6 protein-coding genes are annotated in these 13401 nt (G+C 38.7%); all 6 read left to right on the top strand.

The window, feature by feature from the left end:
• Nucleotides 1-8: 8 nt before the first annotated feature.
• The gene (locus tag EYS08_RS14990) at nucleotides 9-1256 is read left to right on the top strand and encodes a DUF2264 domain-containing protein (RefSeq protein WP_131030812.1); all 1248 of its coding nucleotides are present in this window, start codon (nucleotides 9-11) and stop codon (nucleotides 1254-1256) included.
• Between the two features lie 74 nt (nucleotides 1257-1330).
• On the top strand, nucleotides 1331-2452 hold the full coding sequence (locus EYS08_RS14985) for a glycoside hydrolase family 43 protein (protein ID WP_208745864.1): 1122 nt from the start codon (nucleotides 1331-1333) through the stop codon (nucleotides 2450-2452).
• A gap of 108 nt (nucleotides 2453-2560) precedes the next feature.
• Nucleotides 2561-4402 (top strand): glycoside hydrolase family 35 protein, encoded by a 1842-nt coding sequence (locus EYS08_RS14980; RefSeq protein WP_131030811.1) that lies wholly within the window; start codon nucleotides 2561-2563, stop codon nucleotides 4400-4402.
• A gap of 255 nt (nucleotides 4403-4657) precedes the next feature.
• Nucleotides 4658-7657: a SusC/RagA family TonB-linked outer membrane protein gene (locus EYS08_RS14975; RefSeq protein ID WP_131030810.1), complete on the top strand. Its 3000-nt coding sequence runs from the start codon at nucleotides 4658-4660 to the stop codon at nucleotides 7655-7657.
• Between the two features lie 21 nt (nucleotides 7658-7678).
• Entirely contained in the window at nucleotides 7679-9313 is a 1635-nt protein-coding gene (locus tag EYS08_RS14970) for a RagB/SusD family nutrient uptake outer membrane protein (RefSeq protein WP_131030809.1), read from the top strand.
• A gap of 819 nt (nucleotides 9314-10132) precedes the next feature.
• The gene (locus EYS08_RS14965; protein WP_131030808.1) at nucleotides 10133-13387 is read left to right on the top strand and encodes a SusC/RagA family TonB-linked outer membrane protein; all 3255 of its coding nucleotides are present in this window, start codon (nucleotides 10133-10135) and stop codon (nucleotides 13385-13387) included.
• The last annotated feature ends 14 nt before the right edge of the window (nucleotides 13388-13401 follow it).

Below are 13401 nucleotides of genomic sequence, written 5' to 3'. Positions count from 1 at the left end.
AGGAAAAAATGAGACTTAAAAATATTTTGATTACGGGTTTATTGATCATCTTGGCAGGTGGTTCGGCATTTGCACAAAAGAAAACCAGGAATACCAAAAATGCGGTTTTAACCGATCGGCAGTTTTGGTTGCAACAGATGGATAAGATGGTGAAGCCCGTTTTGTATAACCTGGCTAAAGACAGCCTGCGTATTGCGATGCCAAAAGTTACTTCTATCCATATTGATAATAAAGAACACCGCATTAAAGTACAGTATGTAGAAGTTTTGGGTAGGGTTTTAAGCGGCATTGCGCCATGGTTGCAGTTAGAAGGAGGTTCGACAGAAGAAGTAGCTTTAAGGAAACAGTACCGGGAGTGGGCCATTCAAGGATTAAAAAATGCTTTAGATTCTAATGCTAAAGATTTTATGAATTTCGATATCGGTGGGCAACAACTGGTAGATGCTTCTTATGTTGCATTGGCTTTGGTACGTGCACCTTGGTTGTGGGAAAACCTCGATAAGAAAAATCAGGACCTGATGATGAAATCGATCGTTACCACCAGAAGATTCAAACCTGTTTTTTCTAACTGGTTACTGTTTTCTGCCATGAACGAGGCTTTTCTGGCTAAGTTCGGTTACAGCTGGGATCCAATGCGTGTTGATTATGCCCTACAGCAAATGGAGCAATGGTACGCAGGCGATGGAATGTACGCCGATGGAACATCCTTTGCTTTCGATTATTACAATAGTTATGTTATTCACCCTTATCTGGCTACTTTGGCCAATATCATTGGCGCTAAAACGAACAGTTATAAAGAGATGTTCGAAAAGATTAAAAAGCGCAATGAACGGTATGCCATCATTCAGGAAAGATTAATCAACACCGACGGCACTTACCCAGCAACTGGCCGCTCCATCATTTATCGTGGTGCAGTATTTCATCATTTGGCCGATATGGCCTTGAGAAAAGCATTACCAAAACAGTTAAGTTCTGCTCAGGTACGTTGCGCTTTAACCGCCGTAATCAAAAAAACTTTAGAGAGCCCTACTACCTACAAAAATGGTTGGTTAACCATCGGTTTATATGGCGATCAGCCCAATCTTGGCGATTTTTATAACAACCAGGGCAGCCCGTACATTGCTTCAAATATCTTTTTGCCATTAGGTTTGCCAGAAGCAGACCCATTCTGGGCTAACCCAGCGGAGAAATGGAGTGCGCAAAAGATCTGGAGTGGGGAGAATTTTGAAAACGATCACAGTGCCAGTTTAAAATAAAAGCAGGTTGTTATACAATTGAAAAGATGTAAGTAAATTACCGTATTTGCAACGTTAAAAATTATTTAATTAAAATGATGAATAAGAGAATCAGTTTTGTTTTAGGATTTATCGCCTTCAGTCTAGGGCTAAATAGTTATGTTTCAGCACAACAAACATACACTTCTTTTACTCCCGGTAAACTTTGGAAGGATGATAAAGGTGTTCATATTAACGCCCATGGCGGGGGTATTGTCGAATACAAAGGCGTTTATTATTGGTTTGGTGAGCATAAGATTGAAGGTGAAAAAGGCAATACAGCACAGGTAGGCGTGCATTGCTACTCATCAAAAGATTTATACAATTGGAAAGATGAAGGCATTGCACTTCCGGTTTCCGAAGATTTGAAAAGTGATATTGCTAAAGGATCGATCCTGGAACGACCAAAAGTGGTATACAACAAGAAAACCAAAAAGTTTGTGATGTGGTTCCACCTCGAGCTTTTGGGTAAAGGTTATGCAGCAGCAAGATCGGGAGTTGCCGTAGCCGATCGCCCCACAGGGCCATATACTTTTATCAAGAGCTACCGCCCCAATCCAGGTAAAATGCCTTTCTATGCAGAAGGAACTCCTGATAAAGAAAAGGTTAACTGCGAAACACCGGCCAATAAAAGCGATGGCTTTTTCTGTAGGGATTTACCTGGCGGACAAATGGCGAGAGATATGACCGTTTTTGTAGACGATGATGGAAAAGCCTATCATATATTCTCTTCAGAAGAAAATTTTACGCTGCATTTGGCTGAGTTAACCCCCGATTATTTAGGGCATACCGGAAAATTTATTAGAATTTATGTAGGACAGCAAACAGAAGCGCCAGCTTTGTTTAAGAAAAACGGAATTTACTACATGGTTGGTTCGGGCTGTACAGGCTGGGCACCAAATCCGGCAAGATGGTTCAAAGCAAGCTCCATCTGGGGGCCTTGGACTTATATGGGGAATCCATGCCAGGGCGAAGGGGCTAAGCTAACCTATGGTGGGCAGAGTACGCATGTATTGCCAGCACCAGGCAAAAAAGGAGGATTTATTTTTATGGCCGATAAATGGGAACCGAAAAACGCCATTGATGGCCGTTACTTATGGTTGCCAATCAAATTTGAGAACGATAAAATTTCGATAAACTGGGCAGATGAATGGGATCTGAGCGTGTTTAAAAAGTAGAGAAAAAACAAAATTTTTATATAAATCTAGATGATGAATTGCGTAAAAATGCGCAAGCGGGATTCTTTTTGCCCAAAATTCGGGTCATCTTAAAACAACTTTAAAAAAATGAAAGCAAAATTATTGTGGTTGGTGGCGATATGTTTCTCCTTATCAGCTTTTGGCCAGCAAGCTAAACATACGTTTAAGCTAGGAGAAACAGACTTTCTATTAGATGAAAAACCATTTCAGATTATCTCTGGGGAGTTACATTATCCGCGGGTACCAAAAGAGGCCTGGCGTGCCCGGATGAAAATGGCCAAAGCAATGGGGCTAAATACGATCGGTACCTACGTATTCTGGAATCTGCACGAACCGCAAAAAGGGAAATTCGATTTTTCGGGCAATAATAACATTGCCGAATTTGTAAAAATCGCTCAACAAGAAGGGCTATGGGTTATCTTAAGACCAAGTCCTTACGTTTGTGCCGAATGGGAATTTGGTGGTTATCCTTATTGGCTACAGAACGAAAAAGGCCTTGTAGTAAGAAGTACCGAAAAACAATATTTAGATGAGTATAAGAAGTATATTATTGAAGTAGGGAAACAGTTGGCACCATTGCAGATTAACCATGGTGGTAATATTATTATGGTACAGGTAGAGAACGAATACGGCTCTTACGCTGCTGATAAAAATTATTTAGATATCAACCGAAAAATGTTTATCGAAGCAGGTTTTGATGGATTGCTTTATACCTGCGATCCTGCTGCAGATGTAAAAGATGGACATTTAGACGGATTACTGCCAGCCGTAAACGGAATCGATAACCCGGCAAAAATTAGGCAGTTGGTAAATGAGAACCACAATGGAAAAGGCCCATATTTTATAGCTGAGTGGTACCCTGCATGGTTCGATTGGTGGGGAACACCTCATCATACTGTTCCTGCAGCGCAATACACCAAAAAGTTAGATTCTGTTTTAGCAGCAGGCATTTCTATCAATATGTACATGTTTCATGGCGGTACAACCCGCGATTTTATGAACGGGGCAAACTATAAAGATATTTCACCTTACGAGCCACAAACCAGTAGCTATGATTACGATGCGCCTTTAAATGAGGCTGGAAACGCAACTGAAAAATTCAGCGCTTTTAGAAGTGTGATCCAAAAACATCTTCCTGCAGGACAAAGTTTACCGCCAATCCCGGCTGCTAAACCAAGTATTGCAATTGCACCGTTTAAACTGGGGAGTAAAGTAGCTTTGTTTAATGCGCTGCCAAAAGCAGTAAAAAATGCAACACCTTTAACTTTCGAGGATCTTAGCCAGGATTATGGTTATGTGCTCTACCGTACTACCATTAAGGGCGGTAAAAAAGGCGAACTTCAGATTAAACAACTACGGGATTATGCGATGATTTTTATCAACCAGAAAAGGGCAGGTATTTTAGATCGCAGGCTAAACCAAAATACTTTGGCATTAGATCTTCCGGCAGGCGAAGTACAACTTGATATTTTTGTTGAAAACATGGGCAGGATAAACTTTGGAAAGTATCTGTTAGAAAACAAAAAAGGAATTACCGAACAGGTAACTTTTGATGGCGCCGAGGTTAAAAACTGGTCGATGTATGGCTTCCCTTTTAATAATATTAATGGCTATAATGCAAAGGCTGCCCCTTCAAAACAAACTGGAAACGGACCAACATTACAAAAAGGATCGTTTCAAATTTCTACCGTTGCGGATACCTATTTAGATATGACCGATTGGGGAAAAGGAGTAGTTTGGGTTAACGGGCACAACCTAGGTAAGTATTGGGCAATCGGTCCACAACAAACGTTATATATCCCTCAAGAATGGTTAAAAAAAGGCAAGAATGATATCGCCGTTTTAGAACTGATTAAGCCAGATCAGAATATTTTAAAGGCAATAGATCAACCAATCTTAAATACAATAAAAAAATTAAACGTAGACTAAACGTTTAAAAAACTTCAAAATAGGGGTTGAAAGGCCAAATTTTAACAGAAAGTAACAATTTAACCCCTACTTATTACCGTATTACCCCTCACTCCGTAGGGCTTTAAATGGTTACTTTGTTGTAATCAATCCATCCCTATTCATGCACAATTTCTACATCAGGTCAGATTAATGTTTAACAAATATTTTTTTGCTAAGCTACCCTTGAATCACATTAATGATTCAATTAAATAACTAACCAAATAATCATAAAAAATGAAAAGAAAACTACTAGACACATCTAAGTATGCGGTAATGTTTTTGTTTGCTTTGATCCTGTCCTTAGGTAAATCAAACAATGCCATTGCGCAAACCACTGCTCAAATCTCAATTTCAGGAAAAGTAAAAGATAACCAGGGTAACCCCATTCCAGGTGCCTCTATTAGCGTTAAAGGAACTAACAGGGTAGTAGCCAGCGACGCCAACGGAAACTTTAAAATATCAGCCCAAAAAGGAGAAAGTTTAGTGATTACTTTTGTGGGATATGTAACGAGTACTATATTAGTCGCTAATGAAACGCAACTGAGCATCACCCTTGCAGAAGATAAAAACAAAAATCTGGAAGATGTAGTGGTGGTAGGTTATGGTACCCAAAAACGTTCTGATATTACAGGTGCTGTGGCATCTGTTCCAAAAGAACGTTTATCACAACTTCCGGTTACCAATGTTTTGCAGGCCATCCAGGGTGCTGTAGCTGGTGTAAATATTACCAGTGGTTCATCCGTTCCAGGTAGCCAGCCGGCAGCTTCTATCCGTGGTCAAAATTCCATTACTGCAGGTACAGGCCCATTTGTGGTTGTAGATGGAGTGCCATTGAGCAAAACAGGAGGCTCCTTAAACGATATCAATCCTAACGATATTGCCTCGGTAGAAATATTAAAAGATGCATCATCTACCGCAATTTATGGTACCAATGGTTCTAATGGGGTTATTCTTATTACCACTAAAAGAGGAAATACGGGCAAACCTACCATTAGGTACAATGCTTACGCAGGGGTAGAAAATATTGCCCATATTTTAGAGCCGAGAACTGGTACAGAATACCTTCAAAAATATGCTGATTATTTAAAACAAACAAACCAGCCACAAACAAGCCCGGTTCCGAATTTTGGAGAGCTTGCTTATTATAATTCAGGCACAACTACCGATTGGGTAAAAGAAGTTACACAAACCGGAGTGATGCAAGATCATAATTTAAGTATTTCTGGCGGTAGTCAAGATGTGAAATATTTTATTTCTGGTGGCTACCTGGATCAAAAAGGCCCGGTAAAAGGTTACCAATATAACAGAACCAGTTTAAGGTCTAATTTAGATGTTAATATCACCGATTATTTAACTGTGGGTACATCCCTGTTTTTCACCGGAAATAATTATGATGGAGGGAGAGCAAATTTACTCTTTGCTACAGCAATGAGCCCGTATTCGCCGGTTTACAATGATAAAGGAGAATATAAAATCTACCCGATGGATCCTGAACAGCTTTACACCAATCCTTTGCTTGGTTTAGTTACCGACCGCATTAGCAGAAATACCAACTTAAATGGAAATGGTTATGCTGAAGTTAAGTTCTCTGGCGTTTTAAAAGGCCTAAAATACCGCTTAAATGGTGGTTATACTTTCTTTCCTGAAAATAATGCAAGTTATACAGGTAGAAAAGCAAATGATATGCTCGGTACTGCCAGAACTTTTTACGCCCAAACCAATAGCTACACATTAGAAAATATACTTACTTATACAAAAGATATTCAAAAGCATCATTTCGATTTTACTGGTTTATATAGTGCCCAGCAAAGAAAATACACCAGTACAACGGCTGGTGCTGTAGGTTTTGTAAATGATGAGCTTTCATACAATAGATTAAGTGCGGGAGCAACACAAACAAGTGATTCTTATGCAGACCAGTATCGTTTAAATTCTCAGATGGTAAGGGTTAATTATTCATATGATAGCCGTTATTTATTTACAGCTACAGCACGGCGCGATGGTTCATCAGTATTTGGTGCCAACACGACCAAATATGGGATATTCCCTTCGGTAGCTGCAGGGTGGAACATTAGTAACGAAAATTTCATGAAAAACGTTCCATTCATAAGCAGCCTTAAGCTAAGAGGTTCTTATGGTAAAACGGGTAATGAGGCTGTTAGTGTTTATCAAACCATTACCACAGAGGGTGCATTGCGTTCGCCGTTTAACGGTTTAAGTACTATTGGTGTTGCGCCTAATAATTTAGGGAATGCTAACCTGCACTGGGAAAGCACAACAACGGCTAATTTGGGCGTAGACTTCTCATTATTTAGGGGTCGTGTAAGTGGTACGATTGATGTTTATAGTGGCAAAACAAAAGATTTATTGCTAAACAGAAGTCTACCGATTATAACCGGCTATTCAAGAATTCTCGATAACCTCGGTAAAGTAGAAAATAAAGGTATTGAGCTAACCATAAATACTAAAAACATTACAAATGGAGATTTTAAATGGGAAACTTCTGCAAATTTTACTGCTAACAAAAATAAAATCGTTGATCTCTATGGAGATGGAAAAGATGATTTAGGTAACAGATGGTTTATCGGCAAACCAATTAGTGTTGTTTATGATTATAGAATGACTGGTGTTTGGCAAACTGGCGAAGATGCATCAAAACAAGATCCAGGAGCAAAAGCTGGTGATTTAAAATTTGCAGATCTTAATGGTGATGGTGTAATTACTGCAGATAAAGACCGCGAAATAATTGGTCAACGTGCACCAAAATGGACAGGTGGTTTAACCAATACTTTCCACTATAAAAACTGGAATTTAAATGTGTTTATTCAAACAGCACAAGGCATCACCAGAAATAACACTGATTTAAATTATGGAGATGAAACAGGCAGAAGAAATACACCTGCCGAAATTGGCTATTGGACAGCAAGTAACCCAAGTACAACACGCCCAGCTTTATCTTATAACAATACCAGAGGGTATGGCTATGCATCAGATGCAAGTTATACACGGATAAAAGATGTAACGGTGAGTTATGTTTTTTCTCCAAAAATTATGGAAAAATTACATCTTGGCAGTTTAACACTTTATGCAAGTGGTAGAAACCTATATACCTTTACCGATTGGATAGGATGGGATCCTGAAAACGATTATGCAACCCGCGGATCGGGAGATTGGACCAATAATTATCCGTTAACACGCTCTTTTGTGTTTGGAGCAAATATTTCATTAAAATAATTTATCTCTAAAAAAAAGATCATGAAAAAATTAAAATATATACTATTTTCTTGTCTTGCAGTTGCATTAATGTTTTATTCTTCCTGCAAAAAAGCATTTTTGGATGAAAAACCATATTCAAGTTATACTCCAATTACTTTGAATGATTCGTTAGGTTTTGAAGCCTCTCTAATTGGTTTGTACAATCATGTAAGTACTATTTACTCTTATGCTGATCAGCAGGGCTGGCCAAGTGTTTGGCAGGTAGGTACTGATGTAGCCAACGCAACAACAAACCAGCAAGGTGTTGAAGTGCCTTATTACGATTATACCCAGTTAACACCTACAGATGGGGCTGCCGCATACATGTGGAACAGGAATTACATCCTAATTAACCTTTCTAATGTAATTATCGATGGTATAGAAAACCCATCTGTAAGTGCAATTAGTGCAAAGGGTAAAGCTTCAATAAATGCTGAAGCTAAATTTTTTAGGGCTTATGCTTATAATACGCTGGCTACACTTTATGGCAGAGTTCCTTTAATTAAAAATGCCCTTACTGCGCCCAAAACTGATTTTGTTCGAGCTCCTTTAAATGAGGTTAACGATTTTATAATAAACGATCTGCTGTTTGCCGTGGCAAATTTACCAGATATTGAATCTGTTAAATCAAATACAAAAGGCAAAATGTATGGCAGGGCAAACAGGTTTATGGCAATGCAATTGCTTGCAGAGGTTTACCTGAGAACAGGTAAAAATGATTTGGCCGAACAACAGGCATTAGGTATTATAAACAGCGGTAAGTTTAGTTTAAACAAAGCCAGGTTTGGGGTTAAAGCCAGCCTTCCGGGAGATTACTATTCAGATTTGTTTGTTTATGGCAATCAGCGCCGCTCTCAAAGTAATAAAGAAGTTATTTGGACATTAGAACAAGAAAATCCTTCCAGTGTTGTAGGGGGTATCACCAATAATCCTCAGCAAAGAAGGGTGTGGGGAACAGGATATTATGCCATTCAGGGGATGGTGTTAGCCGATTCTTTAGGTGGTAGAGGATTATCGAGACTAAGATTAAGCAACTGGTTTTTATACAGCTTATATAAACCTGGCGATATACGTAACTCTCAGTACAATGTAAAGAGAAGATTTTATTACAATGACCCTGCAAATGCCAAATTCGGGCAGATTATCCCTTACACAGGACCAGATACTTTATTTAAGATTAATCCTTCTATTACCAAATGGAATCAATTCGATCCTAACGATACTTTTGGCTTCGCCATGATTAAAGATTTTATTCTGATGCGCCTTGGAGAAACCTATTTATTACTTGCGGAAGCCCAGTTTAAACAAGGGAAACTGAGTGATGCAGCAGCTTCGATAAATGAATTAAGGAAGCGGGCATTTGCCGACTATCCTACCCGAGGACAGGTACAATCTTCGGATATTAACTTAAACTTTATACTGGATGAACGTGCCCGCGAACTTATTGGTGAAGAAAACAGAAGAATGACCTTAATGCGTACAGGTACTTTGGTTGATCGGGCTATTAATTTAAACAGTAATGATGCTGCGAAACCTTTAAAAGGTTTAACTGCAAAAAACTTATTATTACCTATTCCATTAACAGAGATTCAATTAAATAAAGATGCGCTCTTAGAGCAAAACCCAGGCTATTAGCATATTTTGGTTAGTATGATTAATACCGCTCTTCGGATCTTTCTGCAAAGAAAGGTTCGGAGAGTTTTTTGTTTACAGCCTTTTTAATGTGAGGCAACAAACAATATCGCTACTTCCTAGAGAAATAAAATTACTCAGAACCCGAATGTAATAGATGTAAAAACTACGGGTATTTAGAACAAGGCTTAAAAATATTTTTCTTAATAATCGTTGCATTGACGTTTAATGTTTGACTAAAAAGTGTAAAAACATCAAAAAAGGCCCGAAAATAACAATTTAACCCCTACTTATTACCGTATTACCCCTCACTATGAGGGCATTTTTTATAGTTAATTTGTTTCAACCAAGTATAAGAATATAAGATCGATCCAGATTATTCGAGATTAACTACCTAGAATAATTAATGGATGCAGCAAATTTAGAGCGGCTGCATCCTGTTTTTTAGAAGTAAAACCTAAACCTTTAACCGATCATGAAAAGATTGAAACAAACAAACAAAATACCCCATTACTGTCGAACTAAATGCTGATTTGCCTGAAATCAGTATTACCCTTAACAAATTATTCATCCCTAAACCAAAATTATGAAGCAATATAAATCTACCCCACTCTTTTAAACTCCTAAACAAAAATAGGAAGCCCATACTGCTGGTAAGGGTAGAACAATCGAAATGTGAGGGGATACGGCGCCACATGTGCAATTTCCTAAACATTACCGACGAAACATTTTCGATCGAACTCCTAATGGCTCAACAAGTCTTGAGCAGGGGTAAGCTACGATCTCACTTATTGAAGTACTTAACCAATTTTAACCACTTTTATGAAGAAAAAACTACCAAATAAAATACTGCTCCATCCACGCAGTATTGCCTTTAGGTCAATTTTAAAATTTTTATTCTGTTTTGTAATTATAACTTCTTGCTTAACTGCAACAGCACAAACCGAGGTAACCGTAACCGGTATAGTTAAAGACGAATCTGGAGGGATACCCGGAGTAAACGTTAAAGTATCTGGTACACTAAAAGGAATTTCTACAGATGGTGACGGGAAATATAGTATTAAAATGGCAAGGTCAGGTAAATTGCTGTTTACGGGAATTAGTTACAAACCTAAAACGGTTATCGTGGCAGATTATTTACCAAATAAAGATGGCGTTTATATTATTAACGTAACGCTAGTGAGTGATGTAGGCTCTTTAGATGAAGTAGCTGTAGTGGGGTTTGGTACTCAGAAAAAGGCAAGTATGGTCAGTTCTATCACGACCATTAATCCAAAAGAACTGAAAGGCCCAACAAGTAATCTAACTACGATGATGCAAGGGCGTGTAGCAGGTATGATCGCCTATCAGCGTAGTGGAGAGCCAGGGGCAGATAATGCACAGTTTTTTATTCGTGGCTTAGGTACTTTCGGTACAGGTAAGCAAGATCCATTGATTTTAATTGATGGTATAGAATCTACACAGAATGATATGGCCCGCTTGCAGGCAGATGATATCGCCTCATTCAGTGTTTTAAAAGATGCCACTGCATCAGCAGTTTATGGTGCCCGCGGTGCTAATGGTGTGGTGTTAATTACAACAAAATCTGGAGAAGCCGGTAATACAAATTTTACGGTCAGATCAGAAACGGCTGTTTCATCAAATACAAAGAATTTTCAATTTGCAGATAATATTACTTATATGAGAATGGCAAATGAGGCCGCACTAACACGAAATCCTCAGGCCGCTTTACCTTATCTTCAAACCAAAATCGATGGTACAGCCAGGGGAGATAATCCTTTATTATATCCAAGCAACAATTGGATCGATCAATTAATTAAAGACTACACGATCAATACCCGTAACAATATTAGTTTACAGGGCGGTGGTGAGAAAGCCCGGTTTTATGTTGCAGGAACATATAATATAGATAATGGCGTGCTAAAAGTTGAGGGACTTAACAATTTCAACAATAACGTAAAGTTGAAAAATTATTCGGTTCGCTCTAACGTAGATCTTGATTTAACCAAAACAACGAAAGCTGCAATTCGCGTTTATGGGCAATTTGATGATTATTCAGGTCCATTACTAGGTGCCAATGGACAAAACGGAGGAGAACGTATTTTTAATCAAACCATCTGGTCTAATCCAGTGCTGTTTCCATCAGTTTATCCTGCAGAATTATCTCCTTTTGCTACCCATGCCTTATTCGGAAATGCAATTACACCAAACAACGGGTTATATGTAAACCCTTACGCCGAAATGGTAAAGGGATATTCTGAATACAATGCATCAACCCTACAAACCCAGATTGAATTAAAGCAAGATTTAAAGGTGTTTACCCAGGGTTTAAATGCGCGCTTAATGACCTATGCCAGAAGATATTCTTATTTCGATGTATCCAGAAGTTATAATCCTTTTTATTATGTAGCCAGCGAACAGCCAAACGGAGGTGTTGGTTTACAGGTTCTAAATCCGGGTGGACAAGGTTCTATAGGTGCAACAGGTACAGAGTATTTGGGTTATTCGGAAGGCAGAAAGGTCTTAAATTCAACTTTTTATGCAGAATTGGCCTTGAATTATGCGAGAACATTTGGAGGTAAACATGCAGTAAGTGGCATGCTCATAACAACCATGCGGAACTACCTGTCTGGTAATGCCGGAAGTTTGCAGTTATCGCTTCCTGCCCGCAACCAAGGCTTGTCTGGTAGAGCAACATATGGTTACGACGATAAATATTTAGCCGAATTCAATTTTGGTTACAATGGGTCAGAACGTTTTGCAGATAATAACCGTTTTGGTTTCTTTCCTTCATTCGGCTTAGGTTATGTATTGTCTAATGAAGAATTTTTCAAGCCATTAACTAAAGTAATCAATAGCATGAAGCTAAGGGCTACCTATGGTTTTGTTGGAAACGATCAGATTGGAAATGACGATGATCGTTTCTTTTACATGTCTGAAGTTAATATGAACAACTTTAATTATGGTGCCACTTTTGGCGAACAATATGGCTATTATAAAGATGGGATATTGGTGAGTAGATATGCTAACCCATTAATTACCTGGGAAAGATCAGAACAACTTAATCTTGGGGTAGACTTTAGGTTTTTTAATGCGCTGGATATCAATATTGATGTTTACCGAAATACACGTTCTAATATTTTAACATCACGTACTTATATTCCTACCACAATGGGTTTGCAGGCCGCCGTTAGGGCCAATACCAATAAAGCCCAGAATGAAGGGGTAGATTTTGCAGCAGCCTTTAATAAATCTTTTGGTAATGGATGGTCAGTTCAGATGAGAGGTAATTTTACATATGCGAAAAGTAAAATACTGATTAACGATGAGCCAACGTACCCAGCTAACGAATATTACAGAACAAGTGTAGGCCTTCCTACCACTCAAAGATTTGGATACATCGCAGAGCGCTTATTTATTGATGATAATGAGGCCAAAAACTCTCCTTTGCAATTTGATGGAACTCCTGGCTTAAACTACGGAGGTGGCGATATCAAATACCGGGATGTAAATGGCGATGGATTGATTAATGATCAGGATCAAGTGCCGATTGGTCTTCCAACTTCTCCCGAAATTATTTACGGTTTTGGTGGTACAATAGGTTATAAAAGCTTCGATTTTAGTTTCTTCTTTCAGGGGTCTGCCCGCTCTTCATTTTTTATCAATTCTGAAAATATTGCCCCATTTGTCTTAAACGGTGGCAGCCAGAATGGATTATTGTCAGCCATTTCAGATAGCTATTGGTCAGAAGAAAACAGAAATATTTACGCCATGTGGCCAAGATTAAGTCCAAACTTTGTAAGAAATAACAGCCGGGAAGGCAACGGTCTTAATCAAACCTCAACCTGGTGGATGAGAAGTGGGAACTTTTTAAGGTTGAGAAGTGTTGAATTCGCTTACAATGCCAATAAAAAATTAACGCAAAGAATCGGATTAACAGCACTCCGTTTATATGTAAGTGCAACCAATTTAGGTTATATCAGCAGCTTTAAAACATGGGATCCGGAGATGGGGGGCAGAGGATTGGGATATCCAATTCAGGGAACTTATAATCTAGGTGTCAGGGCCTCATTTTAAATAGAAACACATGG

Origin of the sequence: Pedobacter kyonggii (assembly GCF_004310665.1) — a bacterium.
GTDB classification, from domain to species: domain Bacteria; phylum Bacteroidota; class Bacteroidia; order Sphingobacteriales; family Sphingobacteriaceae; genus Pedobacter; species Pedobacter kyonggii.
The sequence above is the reverse complement of the archived record's forward strand: the minus strand, read 5'-3'. Positions and strand labels throughout refer to the sequence as shown.